The 18574-nt window shown below is 68.7% G+C and carries 16 protein-coding genes and 3 pseudogenes; 7 read left to right on the forward strand and 12 right to left on the reverse strand.

Annotation, left to right across the window (positions count from 1 at the left end; translation table 11 throughout):
• Positions 1-3 precede the first annotated feature (3 nt).
• The 3 genes and pseudogenes from OG241_RS07385 to OG241_RS07395 form a co-directional block, all read left to right on the forward strand.
• Positions 4-159, forward strand: coding sequence for a hypothetical protein (locus OG241_RS07385; RefSeq protein WP_405814412.1), 156 nt, complete (start codon positions 4-6; stop codon positions 157-159).
• Positions 160-219: 60 nt separating this feature from the next.
• On the forward strand, positions 220-990 hold the full coding sequence (locus OG241_RS07390) for a transposase family protein (protein ID WP_405814414.1): 771 nt from the start codon (positions 220-222) through the stop codon (positions 988-990).
• A 22-nt stretch (positions 991-1012) separates the two neighbouring features.
• Positions 1013-2200, forward strand: a pseudogene (locus OG241_RS07395) (glycosyl hydrolase family 65 protein); the annotation flags it as partial.
• 47 nt (positions 2201-2247) lie between these two features.
• On the opposite strand, the gene OG241_RS07400 reads toward OG241_RS07395, so the two are convergent.
• The 5 genes and pseudogenes from OG241_RS07400 to OG241_RS07420 all read right to left on the reverse strand — a co-directional run.
• Entirely contained in the window at positions 2248-2928 is a 681-nt protein-coding gene (locus OG241_RS07400; RefSeq protein ID WP_405814415.1) for a hypothetical protein, read from the reverse strand.
• Positions 2928-6341, reverse strand: coding sequence for a hypothetical protein (locus OG241_RS07405; protein WP_405814417.1), 3414 nt, complete (start codon positions 6339-6341; stop codon positions 2928-2930). Before OG241_RS07405 ends, OG241_RS07400 begins: the two co-directional genes overlap by 1 nt.
• A 117-nt stretch (positions 6342-6458) precedes the next feature.
• Positions 6459-6971 carry a MarR family winged helix-turn-helix transcriptional regulator gene (locus OG241_RS07410; RefSeq protein WP_405814418.1) on the reverse strand — a complete coding sequence of 171 codons (513 nt, stop codon included), beginning with the start codon at positions 6969-6971 and terminating at the stop codon, positions 6459-6461.
• Positions 6972-7080: 109 nt separating this feature from the next.
• Positions 7081-7476, reverse strand: a complete 396-nt coding sequence (locus OG241_RS07415) for a transposase (protein WP_405814419.1) — start codon at positions 7474-7476, stop codon at positions 7081-7083.
• 46 nt (positions 7477-7522) lie between these two features.
• Positions 7523-8233: pseudogene (locus OG241_RS07420) on the reverse strand (ISAs1 family transposase); the annotation flags it as partial.
• Between the two features lie 187 nt (positions 8234-8420).
• Between OG241_RS07420 and OG241_RS07425 the strand changes: the two are divergent.
• Complete coding sequence (locus OG241_RS07425) at positions 8421-8975, forward strand: phosphotransferase family protein (RefSeq protein ID WP_405814420.1); 555 nt, start codon at positions 8421-8423, stop codon at positions 8973-8975.
• A 171-nt stretch (positions 8976-9146) separates the two neighbouring features.
• Here OG241_RS07425 and OG241_RS07430 read toward each other — a convergent pair whose 3' ends face one another.
• Together OG241_RS07430 and OG241_RS07435 are read right to left on the reverse strand one after the other, a co-directional pair.
• Positions 9147-10532 (reverse strand): CATRA conflict system CASPASE/TPR repeat-associated protein, encoded by a 1386-nt coding sequence (locus OG241_RS07430; RefSeq protein ID WP_405814421.1) that lies wholly within the window; start codon positions 10530-10532, stop codon positions 9147-9149.
• Positions 10529-10801, reverse strand: coding sequence for a CATRA system-associated protein (locus tag OG241_RS07435; RefSeq protein ID WP_405814422.1), 273 nt, complete (start codon positions 10799-10801; stop codon positions 10529-10531). Before OG241_RS07435 ends, OG241_RS07430 begins: the two co-directional genes overlap by 4 nt.
• 264 nt (positions 10802-11065) lie before the next feature.
• Between OG241_RS07435 and OG241_RS07440 the strand changes: the two genes are divergently transcribed.
• Positions 11066-13405, forward strand: a complete 2340-nt coding sequence (locus OG241_RS07440; protein WP_405814424.1) for a CHAT domain-containing protein — start codon at positions 11066-11068, stop codon at positions 13403-13405.
• 11 nt (positions 13406-13416) lie between these two features.
• Here OG241_RS07440 and OG241_RS07445 read toward each other — a convergent pair whose 3' ends face one another.
• The 5 genes from OG241_RS07445 to OG241_RS07465 form a co-directional block, all read right to left on the reverse strand.
• Positions 13417-14403 (reverse strand): phosphotransferase family protein, encoded by a 987-nt coding sequence (locus tag OG241_RS07445; RefSeq protein WP_405814426.1) that lies wholly within the window; start codon positions 14401-14403, stop codon positions 13417-13419.
• 70 nt (positions 14404-14473) lie between these two features.
• The gene (locus OG241_RS07450; RefSeq protein WP_405814427.1) at positions 14474-14920 is read right to left on the reverse strand and encodes a hypothetical protein; all 447 of its coding nucleotides are present in this window, start codon (positions 14918-14920) and stop codon (positions 14474-14476) included.
• Positions 14917-15810 (reverse strand): hypothetical protein, encoded by an 894-nt coding sequence (locus OG241_RS07455; protein ID WP_405814428.1) that lies wholly within the window; start codon positions 15808-15810, stop codon positions 14917-14919. Before OG241_RS07455 ends, OG241_RS07450 begins: the two co-directional genes overlap by 4 nt.
• Positions 15811-15886: 76 nt before the next feature.
• On the reverse strand, positions 15887-17047 hold the full coding sequence (locus tag OG241_RS07460) for a hypothetical protein (RefSeq protein WP_405814429.1): 1161 nt from the start codon (positions 17045-17047) through the stop codon (positions 15887-15889).
• On the reverse strand, positions 17044-17517 hold the full coding sequence (locus OG241_RS07465; RefSeq protein WP_405826894.1) for a hypothetical protein: 474 nt from the start codon (positions 17515-17517) through the stop codon (positions 17044-17046). The genes OG241_RS07460 and OG241_RS07465 overlap by 4 nt, the downstream gene beginning before the upstream one ends.
• A 339-nt stretch (positions 17518-17856) precedes the next feature.
• Between OG241_RS07465 and OG241_RS07470 the strand changes: the two genes are divergently transcribed.
• Both OG241_RS07470 and OG241_RS07475 read left to right on the forward strand, forming a co-directional pair.
• Complete coding sequence (locus tag OG241_RS07470) at positions 17857-18312, forward strand: GNAT family N-acetyltransferase (protein ID WP_405814431.1); 456 nt, start codon at positions 17857-17859, stop codon at positions 18310-18312.
• Positions 18312-18542: pseudogene (locus OG241_RS07475) on the forward strand (GNAT family N-acetyltransferase); the annotation flags it as partial. The gene OG241_RS07470 and the pseudogene OG241_RS07475, both read left to right, overlap by 1 nt.
• Positions 18543-18574: the final 32 nt, after the last annotated feature.

Raw genomic sequence — 18574 nt, forward strand, 5'->3', positions numbered from 1 at the left:
CTCATGCCCGCCAGACGCCTGCGCAGCCAGCCCCGCGTCGTCAAACGCAAGATGTCCAACTACCGGCTCAAGCGGGCCGAACACCGCGCATGGCCCCAGCCCACCCGCACCGGCACCGAAGCCATCCGCATCAAACGCCCCCAACCCGCAGAACCGTAAAGCAACGGCATTGCGTCTAAAGCGTGTTGCACAAGGCTCTGAACTGGGCATATCCGTTGTATGGCTGGGGTGTTGAGGGCCGAGCGGGTGTGGGTGGAGACGTTCACGGGGCTGCGGGTTGAGCAGTTTGGCCGGTTGCTGCGGGCGGTGCGTGAGCGCGGTGGGAACGGCACCTTGCAGGGGCGGCCGTGGGCGCTGCCGCTGGCCGAACGGGTGCTGATCGTGGCGGTGTACTACCGCACCAACCTCACGATGCGGCAGCTCGGCCCGCTGTTCGGTGTTTCCTCATCGACGGTGTGCCGGGTGATCCAGAAGCTGGGTCCGCTGCTCGCACTGGAGCCGGTGGCCCGGCCGGCCGACGCGGCGGACCGGTTGTGGATCGTGGACGGCACCCTGGTCCCGGTCCGCGACCGCACCGTTGGTGCTTCCAGCCGCAACTACCGGTTCTCGGCGAACGTGCAGGTCATCGTGGACGCTGACACGCGCCTGGTGATCGCGGCCGGTCGTCCGCTGCCGGGGACCACCGCGGACGCCCACGCCTGGCGCGCTTCGGACCTGGCCCAGTACTGCCAGGGCGTCACGGTCCTGGCCGACGGTGCCTACCTGAACTGCGGCATGGTCACCCCGCACCGCAAACGCCCCCGCCGCGAGCTGCTGCCCGGCGAGGAGAGCGACAACGCCGCCCACCGCACGGTCCGCGCCCGGGTTGAGCATGTGATCGGCCGGATGAAGAACTACAAGATCCTCCGCGACTGCCGGCAACGCGGCGACGGCCTCCACCACGCGGTCCAGGCCGTGGCCCACATGCACAACCTCGCCCTCGCCTCATGACCAGGCAACCGCGGACGCCGTTATCGCCGCGTTCTGGGCCGACAAGGCCGAACGCAACAAGGACGGCTCGTACTCGATCCGCGATGTGGCCGGACCCGACGAGTACAGCAACGGTGTCGACGACGCGGTCTTCACCAACGCGGGCGCGGCCACCACACTGCGCCACGCCGCCGAGGCCGTCGAACTCCTCGGCGGGCGGCCCGATCCCGCCTGGCGCCGGATCGCCTCGAAGCTGCGGATCCCGTACGACCCACGACGGAAGATCTTCTGGCAGTACGAGGGGTTCCAGCGGCTGTCCGCGCCGAAGATCAAGCAGGCGGACACGGTGCTGCTCATGTATCCGCTGGAGTGGCCGATGCCGAAGGGTGCCGCGGCGGCGACGCTCGACCACTATGCGGCGATCACCGACCCGGACGGTCCGGCGATGACCGACTCGGTGCACGCGGTGGACGCGGCCGCGATCGGGGAGCCCGGGTGCTCCACGTATACGTACCTGCAGCGCTCCATCCGGCCTTTCGTGCGCGGCCCGTTCGCGCTGTTCTCGGAGGCGCGCGGCGAGAAGGCCGGTGCGCACGATCCCCTCGCGGGCTCCCCCGCGCAGGACTTCCTGACCGGCAAGGGCGGTTTTCTGCAGGTCTTCACGCACGGTCTGACGGGGCTGCGGCTTCGGCCGGACGCGGCGCATCTGGACCCGACGCTGCCGCCTCAACTCGCTTCGGGCGTACGGCTGTACGGGCTGTCGTGGCGCGGGCGTACGTATGACGTGAACGTGGGGCCGCGCGAGACGACGGTGCGCCTGACGTCCGGGAAGCCCTTCACGGTCGAGTCGCCCCAGGGCTCCTTCCCGGTGACGCCCGGCGAGCCGGCCGTCCTCAAGACCCGCCGCCCGAACCTGACACCGGGCGGCTCCCTCGCGCGGTGCCGGCCGGTGTCGGCGAGCTCGGAGGAGCCGGGGCTGTACGCAGCGGCGGCGGTGGACGGGAGCGCGGCGACGGTGTGGAAGCCGGAGCGGGCGGGGGCGTGGCTGAAGGTGGATCTGGGGCGGGTGCGGGCGGTGAAGTCCGTGTCGGCGGGCGGGAGTTATCGGGTGGAGTCGTCGGTGGACGGGAAGCGGTGGGGGGCGTTTTCGGCAGGGAGTTCGGTGCGGTGGGTGCGGATCGTGCAGACGGGGGCGGGGCCGGAGGCGGTGGGTGAGGTGGAGGTGCGGTGAGCGGCGGGCCGGTCCGGCGATCGTTCTCGTCACCTCCCGGACCAGGGTCAGTCCGAAGGCCCGACCGTCACCGTGAAGCAGCTGTTGACCCAGTCGATGTGCCGCCAAGGCCCCTGGCCGATCTGCGAGCAGCCGCCCGGTTCGACCTTGAGCCTGCCCTGATCGACCGACACCAGCACGGCGCCGGCGAACCGTCCGAACCCGGGCCCCACAGGATTGATCCAGCCCTCGAAGGTCACCATCCGGCGGCGGCTGTTGTCATCCACCATCTCGCCGCCGATGCGGCAGACGACCTGGTCGCCGAAGGCGCTGTTGAATCCGGTCTGGTTGATGAGGGTGGCCACACAGCCAACCCGCCCCTGACCCAAATCCTGCGCATAGACACCGAACTTCGCCTCGGCATCACCGGCTTTCCCGCCCGCGGTACGGGCCACCAGAAAGACCTCCGGATGCCAGTCCAGCCAGCCCACGTCCGGCGCCGGCGGGCTCGCAGTGGTTTCACCCGCCCGCAGCTGCGACTGCTCGCGCCGCGACGTATTGTCCCGGCGCCCCGCCGGCTTGCGCTTCGCCTTCGCGGCCGGCTTCGGGGACCTGAGGACGAATCTGTCACCTTCGACGCTCAGACCGTCCTGGGCCTGCACCCAGTTCTTCAGTACGTCGAACGACTGGATCATGTTGCCGACGAACTCGAACGGCTTGGTGGGGTCGAAACCCCCGCCTTCCCCCATCAGCCCTCACCCCCCTCGACCGGCTCCGGATCACACGGCCCCGCCTCCCACGGCAACTCCGCCGTGCTCAGCGCGACCAGCGTCGTCGGGACCGTGACCGGCCACGGCGTACCCGTCGGCACCCCGCCCGTGCGGTCCTGGGAGGCGCGGATCTCCTCCGTCAGGTCGAGGGACGGGTCGTCCGCCGGGCGCGGGGCCGGTGAAGTCGGGTACGGGTCGGGGATGTTGAGGCTCAGGTGGCTGGCGAGGACCTCCTCGAAGCCGGGGCGTACCGGAAGGATCATGCGGGCGTATCCGGCCCGCAGGAACGCGGCGAACTTGGGGTCCGGGTCGTCACGCAGGACGGCCTCCGGCCAGTCCGCGCGGCCGCTCCAGAAGTACGGGTACAGGGTGTACGCCGCGTGCTCCCACTCGAAGGCCACCTCGTAGAGCCGGACGAGCCGCCCCGCCCGCTGCGCCTTCGCGGGGTCGAGCGACGGAGGCGTGCCGGCGACCAGATCACCCGGCTGTACGGCGGTGAGTTGCTCCGCCGCGACACCGCCGAGCATCGCGACCGCGGAGCGCTTGAGTTCGTCGAGGATGGTCCGCTCGTTGTCCAGCGGGTTGCGCCCTTCGATGACCACACCCCTTCGCGTCTCGGCCTGGGCCACGGCGGCCCGGAAGTCCGACTCCCAGGAGGCGTGGGCGGCGAGGACGGCCTCGTAAGCCTGCATCTGCCAGCGGTGGTACAGGTCGGTGGTCTGGATGCAGATCACCGAGACCGTCATGGACAGGGCGGTGGCGGGTGCGCCGACGCAGGCGGCGATGGGCAGGGTGAGGTCGTCGGGTTCGGCGCCGGTCAGCTCGGCCTGGATGCCCAGGCGTTGGCCGTGGTCGAAGAGTCCCGTGATCTTCTGGGGGCCGACCGGGATGGAGCGCAGGACCGGGCCGATCGCCAGGTCGACGTGGTGGCGGGGTGGCCAGCCGCGGGAGGCGTCAAGGTAGTTGCGGAGGTTCCACAGCACGCGCTGGGGCACCTTGGGCAGGCTGCTGAGCAGGGCGAGCAGGCGGAGTCCGGTCGCGTGGTCCGGCTCGTTCACCACCGGCACGGGCTCGGTCTGCGGGGCCCAGGACCACCAGCGCTGCATGAACGGTGTCATCGCCTTCCACCAGTCCGCGTCCGTGTCGAACTGATCCTGCAGCTCCCGCGAGAACGCCTCGATATCGGCGTAGACGAGGGAGATCAGCTCCCGGGGATCCCCGCTCGCACTGAGCACATTGGCGACGTACTGGGTGGGCACATACCCGTTGGGCACGGTGAGTTCCGTGTTGACCTTCACCAGGGGCGGCGGTTCGGACCCTGTCCCCTTCTTCTCCTTGTCGTCGGCGTCCTTGGACGTGGAGGGCTGCTCCCCCGGCGGCGCCTCCATACTGAACGCCGTGGTCACCGTGATCATCGCGGCCGGAGGCGGCGGGAAGTCGGGCACCCGGAACGTGGCGGCCAGGGTGCGCCAGGTCGTCTCGCCGACGAGTTCGGGGGTCAGCGGGGTCTTGGTGCCCGGGACGTTGAGCGGAGGCGGCGGATCCATCGAGATGTCCAGGCCCGCTCCCCTGCCCTGTGCGTAACGGAGGTTGGCCGACGGGTCGGAGACGCCGATCTCGATCAGGGCCCGCAGGCCGTACTCGTAGACCTGGGCGCAGTACTCCTTGTTCAGCCAGCGGTACATGCCGACGACCGGCTTGTCCTGGGCCTTGAGGACATGGCGGTTGAGCTCGCTGACCGTGCGCCGGGTCAGCTGCCTGCGGGTTTCCTCGGTGCGTTTGCGCAGCCGGTCGCTGGCGCGTTCGGTGAGCTCGCGGGCGAAGCGGCTGCTCGAAGAGGCCGATTCGCTGCGGGAGTTGTTCTTGGCGTAACCGGCCGTGGCGGTGACCTGAACATACGGGCCGTATCCGGCCGAGAGGCTGCCGCCGAGCGTGATCTGTTCGCTCTCGTTGTACGCGGACTGGGTCTCCTTGCCGAGCTCGGAGCGTTCCGTCGTCTGGGAGTCGTGGGTGCGCTCGCGCTCCTCCTCGACGACGGACGTCGTCTCCTCCTCGCGGAGGTCCACGATCTCGTGCCGGCGCTCCTTGGTCTCGCCTTCGAGGACGTTCTCGACATGGGCGATCTCGCCGAAGGTGTAGCCGCGCAACTGCTGCCGGATCACCTTGAGTTCGCCGATGAACGGCGGGCTGAGGAGGCGGGCCTGGCCCGGCTGGGTGGTGGGGACGACCGGCTTGAGGATCTCGCCGGGGTCGATCCGTATGCCGTCGAGGGTCGAGCCCTTGCGGCGGGCGATCTCCTGGAGTACGGCAAGCCGGCGCTCCGCGGCGCCCGCCGGGGCCAGCAAGGGGGCGTGGACGCGCTCGGCGCGGGTAAGGAGCTGCTCGACGAGCTCGGGCACGGGGGTGCCGTCGGCCGCGAGGCCCTCCTCCTGGAGGAGCTCGCGGGTGGTGGGGGCGAGGAGGGCGCGCAGCGGTTCGTTCATCGCCCAGTTGTCGAGGGGGTTCCTGCGCAGTACGGCTTTCAGGTCGGTGAGGGAGGACTCCAGGCGTACGAGCTTGTCGATGGCGCGCGCCCTGTCCTCGCCCGCCTTGTCGCCGGGCTCCTTGGCGTCCTGTGGCTGCTGTTGCGCGGGGGTGTCCGCGTCGGAGGGCACGAGGACGAGGCCGTTCGCGAGGAGGTCGCTCACCTGGTCCGCGCGCAGCTCCGGCTTGTCGGCCAGCACGCTGAGCAGCTCCCACACCAGGAGCAGCCGGGTCAGCAGGCCGCGGGCGGCGGCGGGCGGTTCGGCGGCGTAGGTGACGGCGAGCAGGCTGTCCGCGTGGTCCAGCCACAGCCCGTGGATGTACGGGTCGTCGAGCAGCTCCCGCAGGGTGGGCCTGCCCTTCGGCGGTGTTGATCCGCCCTTCGGGTATCCGTGCTTGTCCACCTGCGGTGCGGGGTTGTCCTGCGACCGTGCCGGATCGTCCTGGGATGGTGCCGGATCGCCCTGTGACGGCTCAGGCTGCTGCTCCTTCGGCCGGTCCGGTAACGCCGAGGAGAGCGCCTCGACCATCCGGGTCCCGATCCGCTTGCCGGAGATCCGGTCGCCGGCCTCGGTCAGCAGGTCGTTCAACTCCCGTATCACCTGGGGAACTTGCGCACGGGTGCCGATGAAGCGGGGATTCCTGCGCTGATCTCCGCCCTCGCCGCTGACCACGTTGAACGGCGCGCGCAGATACTCCCCGGCCACCTCGGCCCGCTCCTTCGGCCCGGCGACGCGTACGAGCTGCAGATGCAGGGCGGTCGGCGCGGCGGGGTCGTAGGCCGGTGCGGTCAGGCGCCGCGCGCCGTTCCTGCGCGGCTCGGGGTCGCGCAGGGCGACGAAGCGGAAGACGTCCTCGGTGGGGCCCATGATCACCCGCTCGGGTCGGCGACGGGACGCCCATCATGCCAACGCCCCCGCAAGCCGGGCCATACGCACTTAAGACGTATTCTGCTCCGCCGCGGCTCAACCAGCCCACGCGGGAGGTCACTTGATGGTGGTGTCCCCCAGCGCCACGAGCAGCTTGCGCAGCTTTGCCGCCAGTTCCTCGCACTCCTCGCGGTCGAAGTCCGCGAGGAGGCGGGCCTCGTTGGCGAGGTGTTCCTTCATGAAGGTACGGGTGACGTCGTGGCCGCGCTCGGTGAGGCGGATCTTGACCGTGCGGCGGTCGCCGGTGTCGCGTACCCGCTCGACCAGCCCCTTGGCCTCCATGCGGTCGATGCGGTTGGTGATCGCGCCCGAGGTGACCATGGCGGCCTTACGGAAGGCGCCCGCGGTCAGCTCGTACGGCGGGCCTGAGCGCTGCAGCGTCGTGAGGACGTCGAACTCGCCCATCTCCAGGCCGCGTTCGGCCGCGAAGGACAGCGATGGCTCGCAGGGAGACGGGATCTCTGCGCTAAGGCCGACCCCATCTCCGTACGCTGGCACCGCCTCCGCTACGACCACGAGCTGTACTCGGACGACTCGCTCGCGCGCCACGGATACGGCCCTCACTGCCATCCGCTACGTGCTCAGCGACCACGTGGGACTCGCCTTCTGAAGCCTTCCTGCACCGACCTGGCCCGGCCCAGGGCTGTTGCAAAGTCTGATGATCTTGAATCGTTGCCGGTCAGCTCAGCCCGAGGAGGTCGAGCGGACGGCGGAAGGGCTCGTAGGACATCTCGCGGATTCCGGCGGCGATGTTGGCGTGGCCTGCTGTTCGCAGGACGTTGATCGCGAAGCTGCGGAGTGTGGCCATGTTCTGCGGCCCGTGTCCGGTGCGGATCTTCGAGGCGTCTTCGGTGAAGGTGGTGTCGCGGACGAAGTGGAGCCGGTTCTCGATCACCCATTGGGAACGGGCCAGCTGTCCGAGCCGCTGGGGGGATGCCTGGCGGGCTGTCAGGTCGGTGAGCGCGTAGACGGTCTGCCGGGTGACCTTGCAGGTCCTGATGTCGGTGCGGTGGCGCAGGATTTTCACGGCCTGGACCGCATGGGGAAAGTCCAGGCCGAGGTCGGTGACCGTCAAGGCCCTGGTCCGCCCTCGTCTCCTTGCGGCCGTGCCCCGTCTCGCGGTCGTAGCGCCGGGCGGTGGCATGCTTCCATGGCAGTGCCCTCAACTGCCGCAACAGCCCGGGCTGGTTGGCTTTGACCACCAGCAGGAAGTGCGCCTGCTTCTCCTCCACCAGGAACCGGGCGTGGGCGCGCTGGGTGTGCAGCGCGTCGGCGGTCACTGTGACTCCGGCCAGGTCGAACGGCTCCAGCAGGGCGGCGAAACAGGTGATCTCGTTGGTCTTGTCCGGCACCCGCAACTGGGTGACCGTCTGTCCGGCGCCGGTCATCGCGGCCAGCAGGTGCGCGGCCGGGCCGGTTGCGGTGCGCGAGCCCCGGGCGCTCTTGCCGTCCACCGCGAGGGTGCCGGCCCCGGCTGGATCGGTGCCGAGCAGGTCGGCGAGCCCGCCCGGGCAGACCGCGTTCAGGACGCGGCGCACGGTCGCCGCGCTCGGCGCGACGCGGACGCTGAACACCGTGGCGACGCGGGCGCCGAGCCGGGCGAGGGCCGTCTGCGGGGCCGACCTGGCCCATTGTCCGATCGCCGTGAACGAGCGGGCCCCGGCCAGTACGGCGGAGCAGGCGATCAGCAGGACGCTCACGAACGAGTGACGCCTCCCGCGCCGATGGCGCGGATCGGCCAGCGTGACCAGCCGCTGCGACAGATGCGGGAGCGCGCGGTGCTGACGCGAGGGCGACTTGATCAGGCAGACACTGGCAGACTGACGGCACATCGAAGCTCCGGTTGGACAGGGCGACTTGGCAAGGTCACCCCTTCAACTGGAGCTTCGTTGCGTACGTGGCGGGTCACCGATACACCGTCGAACGGCCGTGACCTGCATAAATTCATGAAGTTCAGGACTTTGAAACCGCCCTGCCTTCGGAGCCGAGAGCCGCCCGCTGTCCGCCGTTGAGTTGGGCATGGGCATGTCCAACAGCACGTACAAGGTCGAGCTGGCCGGCCAGGACCGGCCCGTGATCCTGCGGGTGGCGCCGGAGGCGGGCAGTCAGTTCCGTTCCGAGCAGCAGTTGATGCGCAACGAATACGCCTCCGTGCCCTGGCTGGCAGTGATCGCGCCGCTGATGCCACGAGTGATCGCGGCGGACTGGTCGCACGAGGTGATCGGCCGGGACTGGATGATCCAGACGTACCTGGACGGCGTCCCGGCTCCAGAGCACCTGGGGACGTACCCGCGCACCGCGTGGCCGACGTTCTTCCGGCAGATGGGCGCCATCACCCGCTCCGTGCACGACGTGCGCGGACCGTACTTCGGGCCCGTCGGCGGCCCGGGGTACGGGACGTGGAGCGAGGCGGTGATCACGTCGCTGGAGGAGATCGCCGCCGACCTGGACGGCGTCGGCCTGGACGCGGCCGACGTACGGAAGGTCGCCGCGGCGGCAGCGCACGACCGCGCTGTGCTGGACGAAGTCTCCGAACCGAGGCTGCTGACCGGAGACCTGTGGACCGTTCACTAGGCAAGTCACTTGTCGGAAGCGGTGCTGTCGGGTACTGCGAGGGTTACTCCAAGACGACTTCGTCGCCCGTCAAACAGGAGTCAACGGGATTTCCCCAGCATGTGGATTTCAGAGCCTTGTGGCAGCTTGTCTTCACCAGAATCTGGCCCCCCGGCGTTAACTTATGGTGTGTCAGTCCAGGATCCAGGACAGGGCCGTCCAGACCAGTGTGACCGCTGTCAGCGCGGCCGCTCCGCGGTAGGCCCAGACCAGCGCGGCGCGGCGGGCGGGCAGGGCCAGGACCAAGGCTCGCATCGAAAGCAGGAGCACGACCGCGCCCAGCGCAGCCACGATCGCGGGTTTGACCTCTTCGGGTACCGGAACTTGGTAGCCGAGAGCCTGGATCGCGGTGAGGACCATGAGGACTGCGCCTATGAGTGCGGCCTGCAGCAGACCGAACTGTTCCTGGCGGTGTCGGGATGCCTGCTCGCGTGCTTGAGCAGAGGCGGTGAGGACGCGGTCGGTCAGCGCTGCGACCTCGCGCGCGCGGTCGCGCACGGCGACCACGTAGATCAGATCGTCGTCGAGGCGGGTGAGGAACCATTCGGCGAGGATGAGGTCGGCCGCGAACGGACTTGACTCGTCTGGCGGCTCAGGCAGGAAGGCTCGCATGTTGGATATGGAGATCTCGACGCCGCGCCTGGTTTCGCGCAGCCACGTGTCGGCCACGACCAATCCGGTGCGGTCGGCGAGCAAGGCGGTCAGTCCGGCGGACGCAGTGCTGATGGGTTCCGGTTCTCTCGACCCGGTGGAGATCAGGTCGAGTAGGCCGTCGACGGCGGTGTTCACCCGCTGGCGCAGGTTGCGCAGGGGCCGTCCGTCGTCCCAGGTCCGGAGCGCGTGCCGGATCTTTGCAGCGTGGGCGAGGTAGCGGGCCAGAGGCGGGGCTTCGAGGCCGCCGTGCGACCACGTCCAGGCACTGAGCTCCGGTTCGCGCACAGCTGGCGCGACGATGGCGAGTCTGCGCGTCATCCGGGTGTCGGCACGGGCTGATGCCTCCCAGACCGCGAACCCGTCCGAGACGCTTTGGTCGCGCAGAGCGTTATCGGTCACCTGCGCCATCGCATCTCGGACACTCTGCGCAACCGTCCTGTCCGAGACGTCTTGAGATGTTTTCGCGAGGAACAATCGGGCTTCGCCGATCAGCCCGTCCTGGGACGCGCCAATGATCTCGTTCCACAGCGCGTCTGCCTCCGCCCACCACCCGGGGCTGCCCGAGTCGGGCGCGAGCACCAGTGACAGCGTGTACATCCCGTAATGACGGTGTAAGACCATCTGGAACACCTTGTTGCCGGGACTTTGCGCGGCAGCGACCGGTGTCCCGGCGATCTGCTCCCGGAGTTGCTCGGGTAGTACGTTCGGCAGACCGGTCCCCGGGACGAGTTGGTCCATGCCGAGCTGTTCGCGGCAGGCAGCCCAGATCTCGGCCAGCCGGTGGCGGGCATCGGCAGCTTCCGGCCCCTCGGCCTGAGCGAAGACGTGGAGGATCAGTTCCGGGTCGAGGAGCGGGGCGTTCACCTGGCCTCGGGTTCCCTGTCGCCTGGGCCGGGCTCCGCCAGGATGAGTGCGCGGATCACGTCGGCGACCCGCTCGCGCACGTCAGCGGGCGGGGGAAGCGTCGGAGCGGAGCCGAGCCGGGTTGCCCGCATGGGACCAAGCGCCTCAAGGTCCGCGATGGCCCAGGCGAGCATTGTGTCGTCTGGGGCCGCGGCGACCGACTCGATCAGCGACGCGATCCGGGGCCAGGCATCAGATCGTAGCCGCCAGTCCAGCACGTCTCGCAGCACTTCTACTGCATCCGCCCGTGTTCCCCCAACTGGCCCGCCCATGACGGACAATGTAACGGGAGAAATGCTCGTACGTCCCGCAATCTCACAGCGGCAGGGGGAACGGTGTTCGCTCGTAGAGGTGACCCTGCCGACCACGACGCGCGCGGACTGATGGAGTGGGTCACCGAGGAGCCGTCACGAGTTGAACAACTGACGGCGTACCCGTTCCGCACTGATCCGGCCCGGACAGCGGCCCGGCTCATGGAAATCCACGAAGATTCCATGCAGTCCGAACGCTACGAGGACGCGTTCTATCAGGCACAGGCCGCAGGGATCCTTTACGACGATGTCGGTGACGAACGCCTCGCCATCAGGGCCAATCTGGAGGGATGCCGCGCGGGGTTCATGGCCTTCACCGAGGTCGAACGCCTTGAGACGATCAGAAGCATGGCCCGGTCTGTCGCCGACCGGGCGGTCCGGATCCAGGACCGCCACACCTGTTTCGGTGCCCTGGTCATGGCGGCCGACTGCGCCTGGTTCGCTGCAGAGGCCGACGACGATGCGAACGCCGACGACTGGCTCATGCTCGTTCTGGACCATCTGCACGGAGCAGGTGGCAGCTACACACCGGATCTCACCGAAGAGCCGAACTACTACTACACGACATATGTCAGCCTCCTGGGCGTCGTAGCGGATCGTTTGGTCGGTACGCAAGAAGAGCTGGGGCAGTGGCCGAACACCGAGGATGCAGCGAACCGGCTCGACGCGTTCAATGACGCGGCGCGTGCGCTGGCCGCACTGGCGGAGTGGACGGTGCCCACGGCCTTCCGATTCGGTGCAGACTTGGACAAGTCTGCGGCAACGTCCTGGTCGCTCGGCCAGCTGTCCCGCGACAACGGGAGCGCCCACGTCGCGATCCAACGCTTCGGATACTCCCTACACCTCCACGATCCCGGTGTCGTGGAGGGCGGCCTGACTGCGGCTTTCGGCTGGCTCCACCGTGCGGCGATCCTCCACCAGACCTACGACGAGCACCTGATCGCGGACTTCGACCGGGTCCCGTTTTGCGATGTCCTGCTGTCGGCCTATGAAGAGGTCCGCGCGATGTGCCGGACGAAAACCGGACGGATCTGGGTGACGGAGACACTGCACGACTTCCACATGCGCGAACTAGTGCGGCGCCTGAATGAACGGCCGACCGCGCTCGTCACCGACCTGTACGACCTGATCGAGCCGTTCCGTGCCAGGACTCTGCTCGACGGGATCGCCCGCGGGCCGGGCGCAGCCACGAACCGCGCGCTCGAACAGCGCGAAGCGCAACTCCTGCCGTTCAGCCCAGTCCCGGACGGGGACTATCAGGACTCGCAGCTCGAACAGCTCGAACTGGTCAGCACGCTCCCGCTGTTCGAGCGCTCTTACCACGCCGACCGGGCGCTCTCCCGAACCTCGGGGTTGCTGGAGTTGGAAGGCGACCACACCGTCCTCGCGAGCGGTCGGCACGAGGCCGCACTGACCGTCCCGCTGGACACCCTCGAACGCACCGTCGATTCCGACGAGCTTCTCGTCTACTACATCGTGGTCCACCACTGGAACCAGCCATACCCGGAGATCTACCTTCTTGCCCTGGCGCGCGGCGAGTTGTTCACCCTGCGCGCGCCCAGCCTCAAGGGTGACCCCTCCGTTTTGTCGATCGCCATCGGCGACCGGCCGCCGCGCGACATCAACCCGCTGACGGCGCTCGTTTCCGAGACCCGCCACCAGATCCTCTCCGACGACGACACGGATCCGGGCGAAGCGCTCTCCAAGCTTTGGCGGTTGCTCATCGAACCTCTGGAGAAGGCAGGACTCTCGCCCCGTGAGTTCCCGCGAATGGTCCTCGTGCCGCACGGCCCCCTGCACGCGGTGCCCTTCGCCGCGTTGCGAGGCCCCGACGGCAACCCACTCGTTACGCACACCGCTCTCACGGTCGCGCCCAGCGCCTCAAGTTGGGCCCTGCTGCGATCACAACGGGAGCCGGCACGCACCTCGATCGTGGCGCTGACCGAGCCTGCGACGGCCGACGGCACGCCGCCCCTCCCGGCGAGCCGCCGAGAACTGACCGCGCTGCGCGAGGCGATCGGTGAAATGCCGCTGGTGTCGCTCTCCGGAACGGAGGCCGACGTAGAAGCACTCGCGGCACACGCAGAGCGGGCCCGGGTGCTGCACATCGCCTCCCACGGCGAGTTCCCAAGTGCCCACGCTTTGCACGGCCACGCCGTCCAGCTGGCCGGTCCCGAACTCACCAGTGCCCGGGTCCGCGAGCTTCCGCTGCGCGGCTGCGACCTCGTCTACCTCAACGTCTGCAACGGGGCGACCTATCGGTTCGGGCCGGGAGACGAGCTGTACGGACTCCTCCCCGCGTTCATGGAGGCCGGCGCCGCCAATGTGCTCGGTACCTCCTGGCAGATCGCGGACGGCGCGGCGAGTCGTTTCGCAACCGCGTTCTACCGGCATCTGGCCCACACCGATGTAGCAGAGGCCGTTCGCCGGGCCGCGCTCGACCGGATCGCCGCAGGCCGTCCACCACGCGAATGGGCCGGGTTCGTCTTGTTCGGCTCCGGAAAGACGCGACCTTTTTCCTAGCTGACGATGTTTCAGCCCACGATGGCCAGGATGGACGCCATGGAGTCGTAGCTCGCGCGTACCCCATCACGGTTGCCTAGGCGGTGCCGCTCAAGGCGGATGGCGCCGAGATGCCGGGCCTCGTAGACCTTCTGGCGCCAAAGAGCGTTTTCGGACTGGTCCAAGGGCCCGTAGGTCTCCCAGAACGTCTGTCGCTCGTCGGACTTGGCCGTGACCATGCGGATGGTCCAGTCGGCCGCAGGGTCTCCCCACCATGTCCGGTCGAAGTCGTACGTGCCGGTGATCGCGGGTTCCGGGGCCTGGTGATCAAGGTGTGTGTTGGGGAGCCACAAATCCCCAGCCAGCATCCGAGGTTCGGTGATCTCGTCGAGGACAGCCTGGTGGTGGTGTACTGCCGTGATGACCTTGCGGACGTCGGCGGCGTCGAGGCCGACGCCCTCCAGGTCTGTGGCAATGTCCTCCAAGGAGGCGGCGACCGCCTCGCTCCAACTGCCGTACGCGGGACCGGTGATGGGCCCGAAGGCGGGGCCGCGGACGTCGTGGACGCGCCGTGCGATCTCGCCGAGCTGCTGGTAGTACACCGGCCACGCCGAGCGCGGGTACGTGCGCAGGTGCTCGGTCGCCGGGATGCCGTCGAGGAGTGACTGCACCATGTAGTCGCGGCCGATGATCTCGTGGGTGAAGTCGGCCGCGAGGACGCGCGGCATGAGAGGCGCGAGCGTCGCGAGGTAGGGCAGGCTGGCGTACTCGTTGCGCATCAAGGCCCGTTCCGAGGTGAACTGACGCTCCGGCTCCGGGGCGATCCGGAGAATCACCGCCCGCTCCTGGCCCTCGGCGGTGACCCGGTACGTCGTGTTGTACATCCCGGTGCCGAGCTCGGTCGCCGAAACAACCTTGGTGTCCGTTCCGAAGGCGCGGCGGCAGATCGCCTCGATCTCTTCCGGGGGCACGGACTGCTGGAAGGCCCCGGGGGCCCGCGTGACAGGGCGAAAGTCCATGCGCGTCGTCCTTCCCTTGGCGCGGTCTGCCCGGGCACCGTATCGCGGGTAGCGGCTCGGGAAAGTCAGGTCACCTGCGCCGTCGTGGAGGAAGGCGGGGGGAACGCGTTCCGGGCAGCCGGGGTACGTTGCGCGCGGATTCGAGGTCGGCGCGGGCCTGTTCCAGTTCGAGCGACAGCTCGGCGGCGACCCGCACCAGTGCCGAGTTCCTCTCCCGCTCTGCGGCCAGCGCCGCCTTGGCGTCCTTGAGCTCCTGTTTCAGCGCGACGTTCTCCTCGGCGACCTTCCGGACCGCATCCGGTGTGTAGGACCGGGCCTTGGCCTGGGCCTGGAACTCCTCCATGAGGTCCTTGTGGTCGCCGTAGACGGCGTCGCGCCGCAGGCCGCTTTCGATGATCAGTTCGCTGCCGGTGAGTTTCCCAGTCGTCGACCGCAGTGGTGTTCCGGCGAGCAGGCGGGCGGCGGCGGCACGGATCGCTGTGCGTTCGGCGTCCTTGTCTCTGCTTGTGCCTGTCATGCCGCGTCACCGTCCTCGCTGCTGGCGGGCCGGATCGCCTCGTGGGCCTCGATGATCGAGCGGGCTTGTGTGGCCAGGGCGGCGGCGCGGGCCCGCCGCGGCTGCGGTGCGAGGGGATCGTATGCTGTCGCCTCCCAGGCGGGGATCTTGCTGCGGAGCTGGGCGATGTCGCGGTCGGTGTAGACCAGGTTGGTGCACGAGCTTCGGCAGAACGACTCGTCGGGGCCGCTGTCCGCCGGCAGCCCGAGGGCGAGCTTCTCTTTGCGGCACTCGGCCGTCTCCGCGCGGTGGACGCAGGTCATGGCGTCACCGTGGTGGATGTCGGGATCGGCCTGGTCGAGCAGCCGCTCCACACTGCGGACGGAGCGCACCACGCGCCCGGAGAACCGCGCGACACCGGACGCCCGGGAGCGGTACTCGTCGGCGGACGGCCCGCTGACGTGCTCACCGTCCTGGATCCGGGTCCAGTCGTCGTCGTTCTGTTCCAGGACCATCTCCAGCTTCTCGACCGCCAGGTCCTCCAGCCACGAGGAGTCTCCCTCCCCGGCATAGCGGAGTGTGACCTTGGTGGAGACGTGCGCGTACTGCAATGCGGCGGCGATCAGCCCGCGCGGTCGGCGAACGATGAAGTACGCCAGGGTTCTCCTGAAGCGTGAGCCGTGCAGGTGCTTGGTGGGATCCGGTGGAATCGGCAGGCTCCCGTCACCGGGCGCGAAGGTGTCGTTGACCCAGGCGAGCAGGATCTCCATGTCCCGGTTGATCTGCGATGTCCGGGGAGCGAACCGCCGTGCTCTGCGGGTGTTCATGCGCAAGCTGGCGGGAAACAGGAGATCGGCGTCGTGAAGGGACTCCAGCATGGCGATGGTGTCGTGGACCGGCTGCACCGTCACCCAGGGCCGCTCCGGATCAACCGGGTCCAGTGGGGTGCGGTCGAATCCCTTTCCTCGGCGTCCCTGGATCAGCAGCTCACCGGTCTCCTCGTCGACGGCGCGGCAGCCGCGCCGCAGACCCAGGACTACTGGTGGAGGGCATTCCGGAGAGGAAGGCAATCACGATGTAGCAGGCGGTCTGCAGCATGCGGGTCAGCGGCTCGACGTCTGCGTATTCGATCGGCCCGTGCCAGGGCTTGCCGTCCAGCAGGCCGCGGACCGGTGCTCGCAGGTAGGTCGCGTCGGCGATCCCGATCTCGGCGGCAGCCTCACGGAGCAGCTTCCCACCCGGGGCCCTGCTGACCAGGCTCGTCCGCTCGACCCGCGACTCACGGGCGAGGTGCTGGCGGTTCACTTCGCCCCGCCAGCCCGGCAGGGGTCGGCCCTCGGCCCGGTATCGGTTGAGGACCTTGGCGACCTGCTTGCCGGTCTGGTCGAACCCGAGGGGCTTTTCTCCGCGTCGTCGGCGGCTGGGCATCGACCAGCCATTCAGCTGCCGCCACTCGTCATGGGCGCCGATGATGTCGTCCGCGAAGTCGTTGATCCAGCGCAGAGCCCAGACCAGATAGGGCGACAGCACCTGCTCGGGGATGCGGTCGGTGGCGTTCTCCCTGGCCCGTCGAGTCGCCGAGCGTGACCTCGGTGGCTGGAGGACGGCGAGGACCGTAGCGGGGTCGAACGTCAGCGGGTCACTGATCTTCGTCCGACACAACCACAGCAGCCGCAGGGCCCGGTGGTAGCAATCCTTGGTGTCCTGGCTGGCCCGCAGGCCGCCGACGTGCCGGGCGAAGGCTTCGACGTCGCCGGTGGTCAACGCGGAGACAGCAGGGGCTTTGTGGTCGTCCATCCAGACCAGGGCCACTCGCAGGTCGGTCATGTAGCTGCGGATCGTCGAGAGGGTGCGGATCTGCTCGCAGCCCGGCGGCAGGTCACCGGCCAGCAGCATGTAGCTCACCTCCTTCGCCACTTGCCGGAACCGCGCCGGGACCCGCATGAAATTCATGACGAGGTCGGTCTGGTGCCGCTGCATCTGGGCGTGCTTCAGACGCCAGATGTCATCGCTGAACCGCGAGGTGTCCGACAGGCGCGCTCCGGGCAGCAGCGGGCGCCCGGCCAGGACGAAGGCGTCCGGAGCGATGCGGGGCTGTCCCTGGTTGTGTACGTTCGCGTGTACTCGGTCGGCCATTTGGTCGGTCACGAAGGCTCCCTCAGTCCGTCGAGCAGGTCGGTGGGCAAGGCATCCGGCGCCTCTTGGCGGGCCCGCTCCTGCTGGGCGGGGGTGAACTTCGGCAGGATCAGCCGGGTGATGATCAGCCAGGTGATGCCGTGCTGACCGATCCAGTCCTCGACGGTGCGGGCGTCGAGCTCGTCCTGGAGCCAGTTCAGGAGGGCGAATAGCTTGGACAGGTGACGTTCCGCGATCAGCGCGTTCGGACAGCGCAAACAGGTCAGAAAGGACACGTCACACAGCCCGCCCGCGCTGTGCGGGCTGTGCTCGAAGTCCAGGCAGGAGGCCACCAGCGTGTCCAGTTCGCCGGTGGTCGCGCGGGCGAGCTTGTCGGCTGTGGTGCCCAACGCCACGGCCGCGGCCTGTGGATCGCGCTGAACCTCCTTGGCGGTCTGCTCGTCCAGGATCCGTCTTCGCGACCGGTTCAAGGATCGCGACACACTCCACATGATGAGTCATCGGAAACAGGTCGAGGACGCGCACTGCCGGACGCCCACCCTCACGTTCGAAAGGCTCAAGGTCCACCAGACGCGCGCCCCGTCCGACACTCGATCGAGTGGCCAATGCGTCCGGCTACGGCGGCAGGCCGAGCAGGGCACAGTCCGATTCCGTGAGGCACCCCTGAACAGGTCGGTCCTCAACCTGGTAACCCGTGATGCACGAGGATCCGGCCGACGGCCTCACGGCTTGCGGAAACTCGGGACCAAGCCTGCCCCTCTCGATTCACCGGCAGGGAAACCCGTTCGCCAGACAGGCGAGCGCTCTGCTTGGCTCCCCCCATGAGCGATCTTCACATCCGCTGCGCCACCCTCTCGGACATCGGCACCGTGCTGCAGTTCTGGCGCGAAGCCGCGGAAGGAACGAGCATCAGCGACGACCACGACGGAGTCGCCCGACTCATCACACGAGACCCCGAAGCCCTGCTCCTCGCAGAGCACGACGGCAACCTCACAGGAACCGTCATAGCCGGCTTCGACGGATGGCGATGCTCCGCCTACCGACTCGCCGTACACTCGGACCACCGTCGGCAAGGCATCGCCACCGCCCTCCTGGAAGCGGCAGAACAACGCTTCGGCGCCCTGGGCGGGCGACGCGTCGACGCCATGGTCCTGGAAGCCAACGAACAGGCCCACCACACCTGGGCCGCCACTGGCTACCATCGCGAAGACCACTGGCGACGCTGGGTCAAACTGCTGCAGGCACCCGCCGGGAAGCTTGTGAGCAGCCAAGATTAGACGGCTGGCGCTGCCATCTGTACCGGCTCGCGGTGCATCCGGAGCGGCGCCGGCAGGGCATCGGCTCGGCGCTGCTGGCCGCCGCCGAGGAGCGGTTCGTACGACTGGGCGGGCGGCGCGCGGACGCCATGGTGCTGGAGCGCAACGAGAGCGGTCAGCAGGCGTGGCGGGCGGCCGGGTACGGGCCCGAGGAGCAGTGGCGTCGCTGGGTGAAGCCTCTCACCGACTGAGCCACTTTGCGCATCCTTTACCATTGGCGGAC

The sequence above is a fragment of the Streptomyces sp. NBC_01390 genome (genome assembly GCF_045040105.1).
In the GTDB taxonomy this organism is placed as follows: Bacteria; Actinomycetota; Actinomycetes; order Streptomycetales; family Streptomycetaceae; genus Streptomyces.